Raw genomic sequence first — 16,190 nt, 5'->3', positions numbered from 1 at the left:
TAATCAATAAAAATCATTATTAAAATGATCGGGTGAAAAAAAGAGAATTTGCCAACAATCTGAAGTAATGCTGGTTTTATTAAAGTGCACAAGAGGTGTTAAGATGGCTTCTTTTCGGGTGAATTTTGCACAATACTTAGAAATCGTCTCCTTAATACATTCCAGCTCTTTTTTATTGACGGCTGAGCAAGTACATTGTTCGCCAAAAGGTGCAAAAGTGCCTACATCTAATGTTTGTATGATATAATCATCATGTTCTCCTGTAGAAATATCTATGATGAATGGACTCATATTTTCCGGTTGGATTCGGATCATGACAGAAGGAACATCGCCTTGATAGAAATTCAATGCAGTAATTGCAGATAATACTCTCCGCAGTTCATTACTTATACTGTATATTTTATTAACGTCATTGGTGGAGACAATTTCTGCAAACTTTCTTTTTACCGTCCAATAATCAATATTTCTATTGTGATTGTTAACCACTGCGTGCATTGGTGGGATTGAAGGGTGAAAAATATGTGCAATTGGGAAGCCTTTCATTGATGCCTGCCTTGTCATCATGACAAACAATAATAGATGCTTATTTTCCTCGCAGGGTTCTTTCGCACTATCAAAAAACGCTCATTTACCCGGCGTTACAGTAAACGAAGCAACATTCTGTGGCCTACGCCGATCAAAAGCTCTGTGAAAATTTCCCTTGTTGTCTTTGTCTGACCTTATCGCGGCGATCAGCAATTATTCGTTTTGTGATCCTCAACACAAAATGCTATTCGTCGCCTATGAAGGGAGAAGAATTTATGGAAAACGATTGCATTCACAAAATGACGTCCTGTCAGAAGAGAAAAAGTTGACGTTAATCAATTGTTCGAGATGATCAATACCTGTATTCGAAATTTTAAAATATTGATAAAATAAATGTTTGTTCTCCAACAAATAGCGTGAAAAAATGTGACGTGCCGCATTATTTATCGCTGAAAATGGTTTATTTATAATAAAATTTGAGAACTTGCTCATTAAATTTAACTCAAATTTTGCCTGGTAATTATCCGGTAATTGCTTGAAATATGGTCTCAGCCCCTTTTTTGTATTAACCACATAACGAATGATGTTATCGCCATAAAATATGGTTATCCCCGTCATTTTTTTTGACAAAAATCAGGGTTTATGCTGATTTTTATACTTTAACTTATTGATATTTAAAGGCATTTAATTGACATGACGATACCATGGAAAGTATTGAAAGTTAATTTGTGAGTGGTCGCACATATCCTGTTCATTTCATTTTGATACACTTCATGCCGTCAATGAGGTAATTAACGTAGGTCGTTATGAGCACTATTCTTCTTCCGAAAACGCAGCACCTGGTAGTCTTTCAGGAAGTCATTAGAAGTGGTTCTATCGGCTCGGCTGCAAAAGAATTAGGGTTAACTCAACCGGCCGTCAGTAAAATCATTAACGATATTGAAGATTATTTTGGTGTGGAATTAGTGGTGCGGAAAAATACCGGAGTAACATTAACACCTGCCGGTCAATTGTTACTCTCTCGTTCCGAATCCATTACCCGTGAAATGAAAAATATGGTTAATGAGATAAGCGGTATGTCTTCTGAGGCGGTGGTGGAAGTCTCATTTGGTTTTCCTTCATTGATTGGTTTTACTTTTATGTCAGGGATGATCAATAAGTTCAAAGAGGTGTTCCCAAAAGCGCAGGTTTCTATGTATGAAGCGCAACTGTCTTCGTTCTTACCGGCAATCCGCGACGGTCGACTGGATTTTGCGATTGGTACGTTAAGCGCAGAAATGAAGCTTCAGGATTTACATGTTGAGCCGCTGTTCGAGTCCGAGTTTGTGCTGGTAGCCAGTAAGTCCCGAACATGCACCGGCACCACCACGCTGGAGTCGTTGAAGAACGAACAGTGGGTGTTGCCACAAACTAATATGGGGTACTACAGCGAACTGCTTACTACGTTACAAAGAAATGGCATCAGTATTGAAAACATCGTTAAAACCGACTCAGTCGTGACAATTTATAATCTTGTTCTCAATGCTGATTTCTTAACTGTAATTCCTTGTGATATGACGTCACCTTTTGGTTCTAATCAATTTATTACTATTCCGGTTGAAGAAACATTACCTGTGGCACAATATGCCGCGGTATGGTCGAAAAATTATCGTATTAAAAAAGCAGCATCGGTTTTGGTGGAATTAGCCAAAGAGTATTCATCTTATAATGGGTGTAGACGAAGGCAATTAATAGAAGTTGGTTAGTTATTTGTTTTTATTTAAACATAAATAATCCACCTGTCTGTCTTGCAGGTGTCGGTTACGGTTACCTACATATTTAATTCAGGCGAAGAGGTTTTATAATGCATATTACATACGATCTGCCGGTTGCTATTGATGACATTATTGAAGCGAAACAACGACTGGCTGGGCGAATTTATAAAACAGGCATGCCTCGCTCCAACTATTTTAGTGAACGTTGCAAAGGTGAAATATTCCTGAAGTTTGAAAATATGCAGCGTACGGGTTCATTTAAAATTCGTGGCGCATTTAATAAATTAAGTTCACTGACTGATGCGGAAAAACGCAAAGGCGTGGTGGCCTGTTCTGCGGGCAACCATGCGCAAGGGGTTTCGCTCTCCTGCGCGATGCTGGGTATCGACGGTAAAGTGGTGATGCCAAAAGGCGCGCCAAAATCCAAAGTAGCGGCAACGTGCGACTACTCCGCAGAAGTCGTTCTGCATGGTGATAACTTCAACGACACTATCGCTAAAGTGAGCGAAATTGTCGAAATGGAAGGCCGTATTTTTATCCCACCTTACGATGATCCGAAAGTGATTGCTGGCCAGGGAACGATTGGTCTGGAAATTATGGAAGATCTCTATGATGTCGATAACGTGATTGTGCCAATTGGTGGTGGCGGTTTAATTGCTGGTATTGCGGTGGCAATTAAATCTATTAACCCGACCATTCGTGTTATTGGCGTACAGTCTGAAAACGTTCACGGCATGGCGGCTTCTTTCCACTCCGGAGAAATAACCACGCACCGAACTACCGGCACCCTGGCGGATGGTTGTGATGTCTCCCGCCCGGGTAATTTAACTTACGAAATCGTTCGTGAATTAGTCGATGACATCGTGCTGGTCAGCGAAGACGAAATCAGAAACAGTATGATTGCCTTAATTCAGCGCAATAAAGTCGTCACCGAAGGCGCAGGCGCTCTGGCATGTGCTGCATTATTAAGCGGTAAATTAGACCAATATATTCAAAACAGAAAAACCGTCAGTATTATTTCCGGCGGCAATATCGATCTTTCTCGCGTCTCTCAAATCACCGGTTTCGTTGACGCTTAATTAATTCGTTGAGGATAGGATATGAGTACTTCAGATAGCATTGTATCCAGCCAGACAAAACAATCGTCCTGGCGTAAATCAGATACCACATGGACGTTAGGCTTGTTTGGTACGGCAATCGGCGCCGGGGTGCTGTTCTTCCCTATCCGCGCAGGTTTTGGCGGACTGATCCCGATTCTTCTGATGTTGGTATTGGCATACCCCATCGCGTTTTATTGCCACCGGGCGCTGGCGCGTCTGTGTCTTTCTGGCTCTAATCCTTCCGGCAACATTACGGAAACGGTGGAAGAGCATTTTGGTAAAACTGGCGGCGTGGTTATCACGTTCCTGTACTTCTTCGCGATTTGCCCACTGCTGTGGATTTATGGCGTTACTATTACCAATACCTTTATGACGTTCTGGGAAAACCAGCTCGGCTTTGCACCGCTGAATCGCGGCTTTGTGGCGCTGTTCCTGTTGCTGCTGATGGCTTTCGTCATCTGGTTTGGTAAGGATCTGATGGTTAAAGTGATGAGCTACCTGGTATGGCCGTTTATCGCCAGCCTGGTGCTGATTTCTTTGTCGCTGATCCCTTACTGGAACTCTGCAGTTATCGACCAGGTTGACCTCGGTTCGCTGTCGTTAACCGGTCATGACGGTATCCTGATCACTGTCTGGCTGGGGATTTCCATCATGGTTTTCTCCTTTAACTTCTCGCCAATCGTCTCTTCCTTCGTGGTTTCTAAACGTGAAGAGTATGAGAAAGACTTCGGTCGCGACTTCACCGAACGTAAATGTTCCCAAATCATTTCTCGTGCCAGCATGCTGATGGTTGCAGTGGTGATGTTCTTTGCCTTTAGCTGCCTGTTTACGCTGTCTCCGGCCAACATGGCGGAAGCCAAAGCGCAGAATATTCCAGTGCTTTCTTATCTGGCTAACCACTTTGCGTCCATGACCGGTACGAAAACAACGTTCGCAATTACACTGGAATATGCGGCTTCCATCATCGCACTCGTGGCTATCTTCAAATCTTTCTTCGGTCACTATCTGGGGACGCTGGAAGGCTTGAATGGTCTGATTCTGAAGTTCGGTTATAAAGGTGACAAAACCAAAGTGTCGCTGGGTAAACTGAATACTCTCAGCATGATCTTCATCATGGGCTCCACTTGGGTTGTTGCCTACGCCAACCCGAACATCCTCGACCTGATTGAAGCCATGGGCGCACCGATTATCGCATCCCTGCTGTGCCTGTTGCCGATGTATGCCATCCGTAAAGCGCCGTCTCTGGCGAAATACCGTGGTCGTCTGGATAACGTGTTTGTTACCGTGATTGGTCTGCTGACCATCCTGAACATCGTATACAAACTGTTTTAATCCGTAACTCAGGATGAGAAAAGAGATGAATGAATTTCCGGTTGTTTTGGTTATTAACTGTGGTTCGTCTTCGATTAAGTTTTCCGTACTCGATGCCAGCGACTGTGAAGTATTAATGTCAGGTATTGCCGACGGTATTAACTCGGAAAATGCATTCTTATCCGTAAATGGGGGAGAGCCAGCACCGCTGGCTCACCACAGCTACGAAGGTGCATTGAAGGCAATTGCATTTGAACTGGAAAAACGGAATTTAAATGACAGCGTGGCCTTAATTGGCCACCGCATCGCTCACGGCGGCAGTATTTTTACCGAGTCCGCCATTATTACCGATGAAGTCATTGATAATATCCGTCGCGTTTCTCCACTGGCACCCCTGCATAATTACGCCAATTTAAGTGGTATTGAATCGGCGCAGCAATTATTTCCGGGCGTAACTCAGGTGGCGGTATTTGATACCAGTTTCCACCAGACGATGGCTCCGGAAGCTTATTTATACGGCCTGCCGTGGAAATATTATGAAGAGTTAGGTGTACGCCGTTATGGTTTCCACGGCACGTCGCACCGCTATGTTTCCCAGCGCGCACATTCGCTGCTGAATCTGGCGGAAGATGACTCCGGCCTGGTTGTGGCGCATCTTGGCAATGGCGCGTCAATCTGCGCGGTTCGCAACGGTCAGAGTGTTGATACCTCAATGGGAATGACGCCGCTGGAAGGCTTGATGATGGGTACCCGCAGTGGCGATGTCGACTTTGGTGCGATGTCCTGGGTCGCCAGCCAAACCAACCAGAGCCTGGGTGACCTGGAACGCGTAGTGAATAAAGAGTCGGGATTATTAGGTATTTCCGGTCTTTCTTCGGATTTACGTGTTCTGGAAAAAGCCTGGCATGAAGGTCACGAACGCGCGCAGCTGGCAATTAAAACCTTTGTTCACCGAATTGCCCGTCATATTGCCGGACACGCAGCTTCATTACGTCGCCTGGATGGAATTATATTCACCGGCGGAATAGGAGAGAATTCAAGTTTAATTCGTCGTCTGGTCATGGAACATTTGGCTGTATTAGGCGTAGAGATTGATACAGAAATGAATAATCGATCTAACTCTTTTGGCGAGCGAATTGTTTCCAGTGAAAATGCGCGTGTCATTTGCGCCGTTATTCCGACTAACGAAGAAAAAATGATTGCTTTGGATGCCATTCATTTAGGCAAAGTTAACGCGCCCGCAGAATTTGCATAATTTAGTTGAAGTATTGTAGAGAGATTATTTTTCATGAAGGTAGATATTGATACCAGCGATAAGCTGTACGCCGACGCATGGCTTGGCTTTAAAGGTACGGACTGGAAAAGCGAAATTAATGTCCGCGATTTTATTCAACATAACTATACACCGTATGAAGGTGATGAATCTTTTCTCGCCGAAGCGACGCCTGCCACCACGGAATTGTGGGAAAAGGTGATGGAAGGCATCCGTATCGAAAACGCAACCCACGCGCCGGTTGATTTCGATACCAATATTGCCACCACAATTACCGCTCATGATGCGGGATATATTAACCAGCCGCTGGAAAAAATTGTTGGCCTGCAAACGGATGCGCCGTTGAAACGTGCGCTACACCCGTTCGGTGGCATTAATATGATTAAAAGTTCATTCCACGCCTATGGCCGTGAAATGGACAGTGAATTTGAATATCTGTTTACCGATCTGCGTAAAACCCATAACCAGGGCGTATTTGATGTTTACTCACCGGATATGCTGCGCTGCCGTAAATCTGGCGTACTGACCGGTTTACCAGATGGTTATGGACGTGGGCGCATTATCGGTGACTATCGCCGCGTAGCGCTGTATGGCATTCGTTATCTGGTGCGTGAACGCGAACTGCAATTTGCCGATCTCCAGTCTCGTCTGGAAAAAGGCGAGGATCTGGAAGCCACCATCCGTCTGCGTGAGGAGCTGGCAGAGCATCGTCATGCGCTGTTGCAGATTCAGGAAATGGCGGCGAAATATGGCTTTGATATCTCTCGCCCGGCGCAGAATGCGCAGGAAGCGGTGCAGTGGCTCTACTTCGCTTATCTGGCGGCAGTGAAATCACAGAACGGCGGCGCGATGTCGCTGGGTCGCACGGCATCGTTCCTGGATATCTACATTGAGCGCGACTTTAAAGCTGGCGTACTCAATGAGCAGCAGGCACAGGAACTGATCGATCACTTCATCATGAAGATCCGTATGGTGCGCTTCCTGCGTACACCGGAATTTGATTCGCTGTTCTCCGGCGACCCAATCTGGGCGACGGAAGTGATCGGCGGGATGGGGCTGGACGGTCGTACGCTGGTGACCAAAAACTCCTTCCGCTATTTGCACACCCTGCACACTATGGGGCCTGCACCGGAACCTAACCTGACCATTCTTTGGTCGGAAGAATTACCGATTGCCTTCAAAAAATATGCCGCGCAGGTGTCGATCGTCACCTCTTCCTTGCAATATGAAAACGACGATCTGATGCGTACTGACTTCAACAGCGACGATTACGCGATTGCCTGCTGCGTCAGCCCAATGGTGATTGGTAAGCAAATGCAGTTCTTTGGTGCACGCGCTAACCTGGCGAAAACGCTGCTCTACGCAATTAACGGCGGGGTGGACGAGAAGCTGAAGATTCAGGTCGGGCCGAAAACAGCACCGTTGATGGACGATGTGCTGGATTACGACAAAGTGATGGACAGCCTCGATCACTTCATGGACTGGCTGGCGGTGCAGTACATCAGCGCGCTGAATATCATTCACTACATGCACGACAAGTACAGCTACGAAGCTTCGCTGATGGCGCTGCACGATCGTGATGTCTATCGCACCATGGCGTGCGGCATCGCGGGCCTGTCGGTGGCAACGGACTCCCTGTCTGCGATCAAATATGCCCGCGTGAAACCAATCCGTGACGAAAACGGCCTGGCGGTGGACTTTGAAATCGACGGTGAATATCCGCAGTACGGCAACAACGACGAGCGCGTAGACAGCATTGCCTGCGACCTGGTTGAACGTTTTATGAAGAAAATTAAAGCGCTGCCAACCTATCGCAACGCCGTCCCTACCCAGTCGATTCTGACTATCACTTCTAACGTGGTGTACGGCCAGAAAACCGGTAATACGCCGGACGGTCGTCGCGCCGGAACACCGTTCGCGCCGGGCGCTAACCCGATGCATGGTCGTGACCGCAAAGGTGCCGTGGCCTCATTGACGTCGGTGGCGAAACTGCCGTTCACCTACGCTAAAGACGGGATCTCGTACACCTTCTCAATCGTCCCTGCGGCGCTGGGCAAAGAAGATCCAGTACGTAAAACCAACCTTGTCGGCCTGCTGGATGGGTATTTCCACCACGAAGCGGATGTCGAAGGCGGTCAACACCTCAACGTCAACGTAATGAATCGGGAAATGCTGCTGGATGCCATCGAGCACCCGGAAAAATATCCTAACCTGACAATCCGTGTCTCTGGCTACGCCGTGCGCTTCAACGCACTGACCCGTGAACAGCAGCAGGATGTTATTTCACGTACCTTTACCCAGGCGCTCTGACGCCGGAGGATGTATGAAAAAGATTATCGAAACGCAACGTGCCCCAGGCGCAATCGGCCCTTATGTTCAAGGCGTTGATTTAGGCAGCATGGTCTTCACCTCCGGTCAAATTCCGGTTTGCCCACAGACCGGTGAGATCCCGGCTGATGTGCAAGATCAGGCGCGTTTAAGCCTCGAAAACGTCAAAGCGATCGTGGTTGCTGCCGGGCTGAGCGTGGGCGATATCATCAAGATGACCGTGTTCATCACCGATCTGAATGATTTTGCCACCATCAACGAAGTCTATAAGCAGTTCTTCGATGAGCATCAGGCGACCTACCCGACCCGGAGCTGTGTACAGGTCGCGCGTTTGCCGAAAGATGTGAAGCTGGAAATTGAAGCTATCGCAGTACGTAGTGCGTAAAGCCTCGTGAGCGGGACGGTCGTAAGGTCGTTCCGCTCCACTTCACTGAACGGCAATCCGAGGGTGTGGATATGATTAGTGCATTCGATATTTTCAAAATTGGGATTGGTCCCTCCAGTTCGCATACCGTGGGGCCAATGAATGCCGGAAAAAGTTTTATTGATCGGCTGGAAAGTAGCGGCTTATTAACCGCGACTAGCCATATTGTGGTCGATCTGTACGGGTCGTTGTCACTGACGGGCAAAGGCCATGCCACGGATGTCGCCATCATCATGGGACTGGCAGGAAACAGTCCGCAGGATGTTGTCATTGATGAGATCCCTGCATTTATAGAGTTAGTAACGCGCAGCGGGCGGCTGCCAGTGGCATCTGGTGCGCATATTGTTGATTTTCCTGTAGCAAAGAACATTATCTTCCATCCCGAAATGTTGCCTCGCCATGAGAACGGAATGCGGATCACTGCCTGGAAGGCACAGGAAGAGCTATTAAGTAAAACCTATTACTCTGTCGGCGGCGGGTTTATTGTCGAAGAAGAACACTTCGGCCTGTCGCACGATGTCGAAACGTCCGTACCTTACGATTTCCACTCAGCAGGTGAACTGCTGAAAATGTGTGATTACAACGGCCTGTCTATTTCTGGCCTGATGATGCACAACGAGCTAGCGCTGCGCAGTAAAGCGGAAATTGACGCCGGTTTTGCCCGTATCTGGCAAGTGATGCATGACGGTATTGAACGCGGGATGAACACTGAAGGCGTGCTGCCTGGTCCGCTCAATGTGCCGCGCCGTGCCGTAGCGCTGCGTCGTCAACTGGTTTCCAGCGATAACATCTCTAACGATCCGATGAATGTCATCGACTGGATCAACATGTACGCGCTGGCGGTTAGTGAAGAAAACGCAGCTGGCGGGCGCGTGGTAACGGCACCGACTAACGGTGCGTGCGGCATTATTCCGGCAGTGCTGGCTTATTACGATAAGTTCCGTCGTCCGGTAAACGAGCGGTCAATTGCCCGCTATTTTCTTGCAGCCGGGGCTATTGGCGCGCTGTATAAAATGAACGCCTCCATCTCTGGCGCGGAGGTCGGCTGTCAGGGGGAGATTGGCGTGGCCTGTTCAATGGCGGCGGCAGGGTTAACTGAACTACTGGGCGGCAGTCCGGCGCAGGTATGCAATGCGGCGGAAATCGCGATGGAGCATAACCTTGGACTGACCTGCGATCCGGTTGCCGGACAGGTACAAATCCCGTGCATTGAACGTAATGCCATTAATGCCGTGAAAGCAGTAAACGCCGCGCGGATGGCGATGCGCCGCACCTCGGCACCGCGTGTTTCACTCGATAAAGTGATCGAGACGATGTATGAAACCGGCAAAGATATGAACGATAAATACCGCGAAACATCACGCGGAGGACTGGCCATTAAAGTGGTCTGCGGCTGACATTGCTGTCAGCTTTCATCCTTGGGTGCACAAATGTGCACCTTTTTTTTGTGATCTGCCGCAAATAGAGAATGAATATTCTCTTGCGATTAATTTAGTAGAAAATTCTTATCCATCTCCGTTATTTCAAAGTCTTGATTGTGAAGATTTTCTCTGACCTCGCGCGTATCATTTCTTTATTCTAATAACTCGCCTGCAAAAACGTAGACCGCATATCGCCTTGATGCGGCTCGGAAAAAAATAATAAGCCCTACAAAATATTGAGCGAGAAATTATGGAAATTGCATCGAATAAAGGCGTCATTGCAGACGCTTCGACCCCGGCGGGTCGTGCTGGAATGAGTGAGAGCGAGTGGCGAGAAGCGATCAAATTCGACAGTACTGACACCGGCTGGGTGATTATGAGTATCGGGATGGCGATTGGCGCGGGGATTGTTTTTCTCCCGGTGCAGGTCGGTTTGATGGGATTGTGGGTATTTTTGCTCTCATCGGTGATTGGTTACCCGGCAATGTATCTGTTTCAGCGGTTGTTTATTAATACGCTGGCAGAATCACCAGAATGTAAAGATTACCCGAGTGTCATTAGCGGTTATTTAGGTAAAAACTGGGGCATCCTGTTAGGTGCGCTCTATTTCGTAATGCTGGTGATTTGGATGTTCGTCTATTCCACCGCCATCACCAACGATAGTGCTTCCTACCTGCATACCTTCGGCGTGACGGAAGGGTTGCTGTCAGACAGTCCCTTTTATGGTCTGGTACTGATTTGCATTCTGGTGGCGATCTCCTCACGCGGCGAGAAATTGTTATTCAAAATTTCGACCGGCATGGTGCTGACCAAGCTGCTGGTGGTCGCGGCGCTGGGCGTGTCGATGGTGGGAATGTGGCATCTGTATAACGTCGGTTCGCTACCGCCGCTGGGGCTGCTGGTGAAAAACGCCATTATTACGCTGCCGTTTACCCTGACGTCGATTCTGTTTATCCAGACGTTAAGCCCGATGGTGATCTCTTATCGCTCGCGGGAAAAATCAATTGAAGTGGCGCGGCATAAAGCATTGCGGGCAATGAATATCGCGTTTGGCATTTTGTTTGTCACCGTCTTTTTCTACGCCGTGTCGTTCACGCTGGCGATGGGACATGACGAAGCGGTAAAAGCCTACGAGCAGAATATTTCCGCGCTGGCGATTGCCGCACAGTTTATTAGCGGTGACGGCGCAGCGTGGGTGAAAGTGGTCAGCGTCATTCTCAATATCTTTGCTGTCATGACTGCATTCTTTGGCGTCTATTTAGGCTTTCGCGAAGCAACGCAAGGGATCGTAATGAACATCCTGCGTCGCAAGATGCCTGCCGAGAAGATTAACGAAAATCTTGTTCAGCGCGGCATCATGATTTTCGCCATTTTGCTGGCCTGGAGCGCCATCGTACTGAACGCACCGGTGTTGAGCTTCACCTCTATCTGTAGCCCGATTTTCGGCATGGTAGGGTGCCTGATCCCGGCGTGGCTGGTTTACAAAGTACCGGCATTGCACAAATACAAAGGGATGTCTCTGTACCTGATTATCGTCACTGGTTTGTTGCTTTGTGTTTCTCCGTTCCTGGCATTTTCTTGATTTACCTGAAATTTTAAGGTTTTTAATATGTTTGATTCGACTTTAAATCCGTTATGGCAGCGTTACATCCTCGCCGTTCAGGAGGAAGTAAAACCGGCGCTGGGATGTACTGAACCGATTTCACTGGCGCTGGCGGCGGCGGTTGCTGCGGCAGAACTGGAAGGTCCGGTTGAACGTGTAGAAGCCTGGGTTTCGCCAAATCTGATGAAGAACGGTCTGGGCGTCACCGTTCCCGGCACGGGAATGGTGGGGCTGCCGATTGCGGCGGCGCTGGGGGCGTTAGGTGGAAATGCCAACGCCGGGCTGGAAGTGCTGAAAGACGCAACTGCGCAGGCAATTGCCGATGCCAAAGCACTGCTGGCGGCGGGGAAAGTCTCCGTTAAGATCCAGGAACCTTGCAATGAAATCCTCTTCTCACGCGCCAAAGTCTGGAACGGTGAGAAGTGGGCGTGTGTCACCATCGTCGGCGGGCATACCAACATTGTGCATATTGAGACGCACGATGGTGTGGTGTTTACCCAGCAGGCGTGTGTGGTAGAGGGCGAGCAAGAGTCTCCGCTGACGGTGCTTTCCAGAACGACGCTGGCTGAGATCCTGAAGTTCGTCAATGAAGTCCCGTTTGCGGCGATCCGCTTTATTCTCGATTCCGCGAAGCTAAATTGCGCGTTATCGCAGGAAGGTTTGAGTGGTAACTGGGGGCTGCATATTGGTGCGACGCTGGAAAAACAGTGCGCGCGCGGTTTGCTGGCGAAAGATCTCTCTTCATCCATTGTGATTCGTACCAGCGCGGCATCCGATGCGCGTATGGGCGGCGCCACGCTTCCGGCAATGAGTAACTCCGGCTCGGGTAACCAGGGGATCACCGCAACAATGCCCGTGGTGGTGGTAGCAGAACACTTCGGGGCCGATGATGAAAGGTTGGCGCGTGCGCTGATGCTTTCGCATTTGAGCGCGATTTACATCCATAACCAGTTACCGCGTTTGTCTGCGCTGTGTGCCGCAACGACCGCAGCAATGGGGGCCGCCGCCGGGATGGCATGGCTGGTGGATGGGCGTTATGAAACCATCTCGATGGCGATCAGCAGTATGATCGGCGATGTCAGCGGCATGATTTGCGATGGTGCGTCGAACAGCTGCGCGATGAAGGTTTCGACCAGTGCTTCGGCTGCGTGGAAAGCGGTGTTAATGGCGCTGGATGATACCGCCGTGACCGGCAATGAAGGGATCGTGGCGCATGATGTTGAGCAGTCGATTGCCAACCTGTGTGCATTAGCAAGCCATTCGATGCAGCAAACGGATCGGCAGATTATCGAGATTATGGCGAGCAAGGCCAGATAAACGCCAGGTTTTGGGGAGCGTGCCGGATGCGATGCTGGCGCATCTTGTCCGGCCTACGGGGTGCGCAATTTGTTGATGTTGTTGTGTTTTGTAGGCCGGATAAGGCGTTTACGTCGCATCCGGCACCTGTCTTTACGCGGTAGCTTCATCCTCGGCTAAACGCGTTTCAGCATCCGCGACGATGGCTTCTAGTTCGCTCAACATCTCTTCATAGCCAAAATTATTGGCGGTGCGAGCAGGTTCTTTCACCACCACGGGCTTCACTGGCTGGCGCTTTTTGGCCGATTTTTTACTCATCATCATCTCCCTGTAAAAACAACTAGACAGGCAAATCTATCAGCAAAGCGCGCAGTGGGGAATCGGCAACCAGCGTAATGTTAGCCTCGTCACGAATAAACGCCCCATCACCGCAGGTCAGCGCCGCTTTCTCTTCATGATGCGTAATCGCATGAAATTTCCCGTGAATCGATTGCAAATACGCGCGTGGTCCATGCAACTGGAAATTCGCACTTTCGCCTTTGTCGAGCACGATATGGTGCAGCCATACTTGCTGGCGTAATTGCAGGCTTCCCATCGCACCCTCTGGCGAGGCGATTAATTGCTGCTTGCCCATATTAAGCGCCAGCTTTTGAATCAGCGGATTCTCTCGCTGCGGGCAGGCGTCCAGCCAAAGCTGCATTCGTGTTAACGGTTTGTCTTTGCTGAGATTGTGTTCGCTATAGCTGACACCCGGCTGGGTAGAGAGCAGCAACGCCTCTCCGGCGCTGGCCTGAACATGATTGCCTTCGCTGTCGCGATACTCTGCTTCTCCATCCAGAATCACATTTAAAATATCGACTTTGGGATAGGTTCGCGGCTGAAAGGCGGCACCTGGGGCCAGCACTTCCTGGTTAAGCACACGCAGGGAGGCATAGCCTAACAATTTCGGGTCGAAGTAGTGTCCAAAGGAAAAAGTATACCGGGCCTGCAACCATCCGTAGTCTGCTTGTCCACACTGCCTGGCAGTTCGGGTAGTAATCATAATTCTTGACCTCTCTTTACTTCCTTTTATGGTAAGGGGCTGGACGCTACATTGTTAGCCAGATATTCTGCCCGGTATGTTCAAATTTCCTGAATGAGAACGAAATGGCCAAAGAAAGGGCATTAACGCTGGAAGCACTACGGGTTATGGATGCGATCGATCGCCGGGGCAGTTTTGCGGCGGCAGCGGATGAGCTGGGACGCGTGCCTTCCGCACTTAGCTACACCATGCAAAAACTGGAAGAAGAGCTGGATGTGGTGCTGTTTGACCGCTCGGGCCATCGCACCAAATTCACCAATGTCGGGAGGATGTTGTTGGAGCGAGGGCGCGTTTTGCTGGAAGCCGCAGATAAACTGACTACTGATGCGGAAGCTCTCGCGCGCGGTTGGGAAACGCATCTCACCATTGTGACCGAAGCGCTGGTACCGACACCTGCCTTTTTCCCGTTAATCGACAAACTGGCGGCAAAAGCCAATACCCAACTGGCAATCATCACAGAAGTGCTGGCGGGGGCGTGGGAACGGCTGGAGCAGGGGCGGGCGGATATTGTTATCGCGCCGGATATGCATTTTCGTTCCTCGTCGGAGATCAACTCGCGCAAGCTCTATACGTTAATGAACGTCTACGTTGCCGCGCCTGATCACCCGATTCATCAGGAGCCGGAACCGTTATCTGAAGTGACGCGTTTGAAATATCGTGGAATTGCGGTGGCGGATACCGCTCGTGAGCGCCCGGTGTTGACTGTACAGCTGCTGGACAAACAGCCGCGCTTAACGGTGAGCACGATTGAAGATAAACGTCAGGCATTACTGGCGGGGCTTGGCGTGGCGACGATGCCGTATCCGATGGTCGAAAAAGATATTGCGGAAGGGCGGTTGCGTGTCGTCAGCCCGGAATCGACCAGCGAGATCGATATTATTATGGCCTGGCGTCGTGACAGTATGGGGGAAGCGAAATCCTGGTGTCTGCGGGAAATTCCCAAACTTTTTAACGGAAAATAATATTTATTATTGTTAATAAAAAGGGGCGAAATATCGCCCCAATTCTAAGATTAATTTGAACCAAACTTCGGATCGTTTCCGTAACGATTGCTGCCAGAAGTACCTTCTATGCAGAAAAAAACCAGAAGCACGAGCCAGCCAATAAACGGAACAAAAAAGAGCAAGGCCCAGGCACCTGAACGGTCGGTATCGTGTAAGCGACGGATAGCAAGCGCAAGGACGGGAAGGAAGGTTGCCAGCAAATAAAGCATAGACAAATATGGAAGCTCCAGACCTAAAATCAATTGAATGACATTGATAATAGCGCCGACGATGGCGTTAATCAGAGTAAACATCCAATACTCTTTACGACGTGCGCGACCAGAGAAACCAACATAATTTTTTAATACGGATAAATACCACTGCATAAAAACATCCCTTTAATTAAAAGTGACGAAAGTCTATTCCGGGTATTGTGTAAATGCTATTCGTATCTTTCTTTTTCGGATGTTATAAAGGTTTTGATATTTAAGATAAATACATGGTTATTTTTTATAGGTAATTTATATAACGATATTGAAATATTTTAAATAAACATTAGTAAATTATTCATTCATCAACATGATGATAAAAGCCGGATGAGTCAGACATCCGGCGAGCAGATTTGTTTTAAGGTTCCAGTTTTGGATCAGGTCCAAAGCGGTTTTCGCCTGGCGTACCCGCCTGGCAGTTAAAGACGATGATAATAAGCCAGCCGATAAACGGGATTAAGAATAGCAGTGCCCACCACGCCGAGCGGTCGGTGTCGTGCAGGCGGCGGAACTGAACTGCCCACCACGGTAAAAACACCAGAATACCGTAGATTGTCGTCAGGATGCCTTCGCCACCAGCGCGTTGCCAGCCTAACATTTTATCCAGCAGCCCCAGCACGAACGTAAAGATGATGTTGACCAGAATAAACATCCAGTACTCTTTGCGCCGCGCACGACCCCGGAAACCGACATAATTTTTTAGTACTTTCAGATACCAGTCCATTTTTGCCTCAATTTTGCTCAATCACTTGTTTTTAAAGCAGCAAATTAAGAATAGACGTGAATGAAATGGCAGTAAATATTCGTTCAAGGAATTAATAA

The 16,190-nt window shown here is 48.7% G+C and carries 16 protein-coding genes; 10 read left to right on the top strand and 6 right to left on the bottom strand.

Annotation, left to right across the window (positions count from 1 at the left end):
- Positions 1-3: 3 nt before the first annotated feature.
- Both yhaB and tdcR read right to left on the bottom strand, forming a co-directional pair.
- Complete coding sequence (gene yhaB, locus ACJHW7_RS13375; RefSeq protein ID WP_000675745.1) at positions 4-543, bottom strand: protein YhaB; 540 nt, start codon at positions 541-543, stop codon at positions 4-6.
- Positions 544-798: 255 nt separating this feature from the next.
- Positions 799-1,017: a transcriptional activator TdcR gene (gene tdcR / locus ACJHW7_RS13370; protein WP_000033206.1), complete on the bottom strand. Its 219-nt coding sequence runs from the start codon at positions 1,015-1,017 to the stop codon at positions 799-801.
- A gap of 314 nt (positions 1,018-1,331) precedes the next feature.
- Between tdcR and tdcA the strand changes: the two genes are divergently transcribed.
- From tdcA to cyuA, 9 genes are all read left to right on the top strand, one after another.
- Positions 1,332-2,270: a transcriptional regulator TdcA gene (tdcA, locus tag ACJHW7_RS13365; protein WP_000104211.1), complete on the top strand. Its 939-nt coding sequence runs from the start codon at positions 1,332-1,334 to the stop codon at positions 2,268-2,270.
- Positions 2,271-2,368: 98 nt separating this feature from the next.
- Positions 2,369-3,358, top strand: coding sequence for a bifunctional threonine ammonia-lyase/L-serine ammonia-lyase TdcB (gene tdcB / locus ACJHW7_RS13360; RefSeq protein WP_000548347.1), 990 nt, complete (start codon positions 2,369-2,371; stop codon positions 3,356-3,358).
- A 21-nt stretch (positions 3,359-3,379) separates the two neighbouring features.
- Positions 3,380-4,711 (top strand): threonine/serine transporter TdcC, encoded by a 1,332-nt coding sequence (gene tdcC, locus ACJHW7_RS13355; RefSeq protein WP_000107721.1) that lies wholly within the window; start codon positions 3,380-3,382, stop codon positions 4,709-4,711.
- 25 nt (positions 4,712-4,736) lie between these two features.
- Complete coding sequence (gene tdcD, locus ACJHW7_RS13350; protein ID WP_001358708.1) at positions 4,737-5,945, top strand: propionate kinase; 1,209 nt, start codon at positions 4,737-4,739, stop codon at positions 5,943-5,945.
- A 33-nt stretch (positions 5,946-5,978) separates the two neighbouring features.
- Entirely contained in the window at positions 5,979-8,273 is a 2,295-nt protein-coding gene (gene tdcE, locus ACJHW7_RS13345; RefSeq protein ID WP_000861750.1) for a 2-ketobutyrate formate-lyase/pyruvate formate-lyase, read from the top strand.
- Positions 8,274-8,286: 13 nt separating this feature from the next.
- Positions 8,287-8,676 (top strand): enamine/imine deaminase, encoded by a 390-nt coding sequence (locus tag ACJHW7_RS13340; protein ID WP_000719990.1) that lies wholly within the window; start codon positions 8,287-8,289, stop codon positions 8,674-8,676.
- 71 nt (positions 8,677-8,747) lie between these two features.
- Positions 8,748-10,112 (top strand): L-serine ammonia-lyase, encoded by a 1,365-nt coding sequence (tdcG, locus tag ACJHW7_RS13335; RefSeq protein WP_000622105.1) that lies wholly within the window; start codon positions 8,748-8,750, stop codon positions 10,110-10,112.
- 274 nt (positions 10,113-10,386) lie between these two features.
- Positions 10,387-11,718 carry an amino acid permease gene (locus ACJHW7_RS13330; RefSeq protein ID WP_000401598.1) on the top strand — a complete coding sequence of 444 codons (1,332 nt, stop codon included), beginning with the start codon at positions 10,387-10,389 and terminating at the stop codon, positions 11,716-11,718.
- 27 nt (positions 11,719-11,745) lie between these two features.
- Positions 11,746-13,056, top strand: a complete 1,311-nt coding sequence (cyuA, locus tag ACJHW7_RS13325) for a cysteine desulfidase (protein ID WP_021557240.1) — start codon at positions 11,746-11,748, stop codon at positions 13,054-13,056.
- Between the two features lie 132 nt (positions 13,057-13,188).
- On the opposite strand, the gene yhaL is transcribed toward cyuA, so the two are convergent.
- Together yhaL and ACJHW7_RS13315 are read right to left on the bottom strand one after the other, a co-directional pair.
- Positions 13,189-13,353 carry a protein YhaL gene (gene yhaL / locus ACJHW7_RS13320; RefSeq protein ID WP_021557239.1) on the bottom strand — a complete coding sequence of 55 codons (165 nt, stop codon included), beginning with the start codon at positions 13,351-13,353 and terminating at the stop codon, positions 13,189-13,191.
- Positions 13,354-13,375: 22 nt separating this feature from the next.
- The gene (locus tag ACJHW7_RS13315) at positions 13,376-14,077 is read right to left on the bottom strand and encodes a pirin family protein (RefSeq protein WP_021557238.1); all 702 of its coding nucleotides are present in this window, start codon (positions 14,075-14,077) and stop codon (positions 13,376-13,378) included.
- Positions 14,078-14,181: 104 nt separating this feature from the next.
- Between ACJHW7_RS13315 and yhaJ the strand changes: the two genes are divergently transcribed.
- A complete protein-coding gene (gene yhaJ, locus ACJHW7_RS13310; RefSeq protein WP_104213625.1) occupies positions 14,182-15,078 on the top strand; it encodes a DNA-binding transcriptional regulator YhaJ in 897 nt (298 codons plus the stop codon).
- Between the two features lie 50 nt (positions 15,079-15,128).
- Here the strand turns inward: yhaJ and ACJHW7_RS13305 are convergent, their stop codons facing one another.
- Together ACJHW7_RS13305 and ACJHW7_RS13300 are read right to left on the bottom strand one after the other, a co-directional pair.
- Positions 15,129-15,485 (bottom strand): DUF805 domain-containing protein, encoded by a 357-nt coding sequence (locus ACJHW7_RS13305; protein ID WP_021557237.1) that lies wholly within the window; start codon positions 15,483-15,485, stop codon positions 15,129-15,131.
- A gap of 241 nt (positions 15,486-15,726) precedes the next feature.
- Positions 15,727-16,092, bottom strand: coding sequence for a DUF805 domain-containing protein (locus ACJHW7_RS13300; protein WP_000384145.1), 366 nt, complete (start codon positions 16,090-16,092; stop codon positions 15,727-15,729).
- Positions 16,093-16,190: the final 98 nt, after the last annotated feature.

The organism is Escherichia sp. WS1152, assembly GCF_046487665.1.
In the GTDB taxonomy this organism is placed as follows: domain Bacteria; phylum Pseudomonadota; class Gammaproteobacteria; order Enterobacterales; family Enterobacteriaceae; genus Escherichia; species Escherichia coli.
This window is presented reverse-complemented; position numbering and strand designations above follow the sequence as displayed.

What these genes read in the sequence shown, in the direction of transcription:
- yhaB (WP_000675745.1), bottom strand. Translation starts at nt 543, where the DNA reads ATGAAAGGCTTCCCAATTGCACATATTTTTCACCCTTCAATCCCACCA.
- tdcR (WP_000033206.1), bottom strand. Translation starts at nt 1,017, where the DNA reads ATGAGCAAGTTCTCAAATTTTATTATAAATAAACCATTTTCAGCGATA.
- tdcA (WP_000104211.1), top strand. Translation starts at nt 1,332, where the DNA reads ATGAGCACTATTCTTCTTCCGAAAACGCAGCACCTGGTAGTCTTTCAG.
- tdcB (WP_000548347.1), top strand. Translation starts at nt 2,369, where the DNA reads ATGCATATTACATACGATCTGCCGGTTGCTATTGATGACATTATTGAA.
- tdcC (WP_000107721.1), top strand. Translation starts at nt 3,380, where the DNA reads ATGAGTACTTCAGATAGCATTGTATCCAGCCAGACAAAACAATCGTCC.
- tdcD (WP_001358708.1), top strand. Translation starts at nt 4,737, where the DNA reads ATGAATGAATTTCCGGTTGTTTTGGTTATTAACTGTGGTTCGTCTTCG.
- tdcE (WP_000861750.1), top strand. Translation starts at nt 5,979, where the DNA reads ATGAAGGTAGATATTGATACCAGCGATAAGCTGTACGCCGACGCATGG.
- ACJHW7_RS13340 (WP_000719990.1), top strand. Translation starts at nt 8,287, where the DNA reads ATGAAAAAGATTATCGAAACGCAACGTGCCCCAGGCGCAATCGGCCCT.
- tdcG (WP_000622105.1), top strand. Translation starts at nt 8,748, where the DNA reads ATGATTAGTGCATTCGATATTTTCAAAATTGGGATTGGTCCCTCCAGT.
- ACJHW7_RS13330 (WP_000401598.1), top strand. Translation starts at nt 10,387, where the DNA reads ATGGAAATTGCATCGAATAAAGGCGTCATTGCAGACGCTTCGACCCCG.
- cyuA (WP_021557240.1), top strand. Translation starts at nt 11,746, where the DNA reads ATGTTTGATTCGACTTTAAATCCGTTATGGCAGCGTTACATCCTCGCC.
- yhaL (WP_021557239.1), bottom strand. Translation starts at nt 13,353, where the DNA reads ATGAGTAAAAAATCGGCCAAAAAGCGCCAGCCAGTGAAGCCCGTGGTG.
- ACJHW7_RS13315 (WP_021557238.1), bottom strand. Translation starts at nt 14,077, where the DNA reads ATGATTACTACCCGAACTGCCAGGCAGTGTGGACAAGCAGACTACGGA.
- yhaJ (WP_104213625.1), top strand. Translation starts at nt 14,182, where the DNA reads ATGGCCAAAGAAAGGGCATTAACGCTGGAAGCACTACGGGTTATGGAT.
- ACJHW7_RS13305 (WP_021557237.1), bottom strand. Translation starts at nt 15,485, where the DNA reads ATGCAGTGGTATTTATCCGTATTAAAAAATTATGTTGGTTTCTCTGGT.
- ACJHW7_RS13300 (WP_000384145.1), bottom strand. Translation starts at nt 16,092, where the DNA reads ATGGACTGGTATCTGAAAGTACTAAAAAATTATGTCGGTTTCCGGGGT.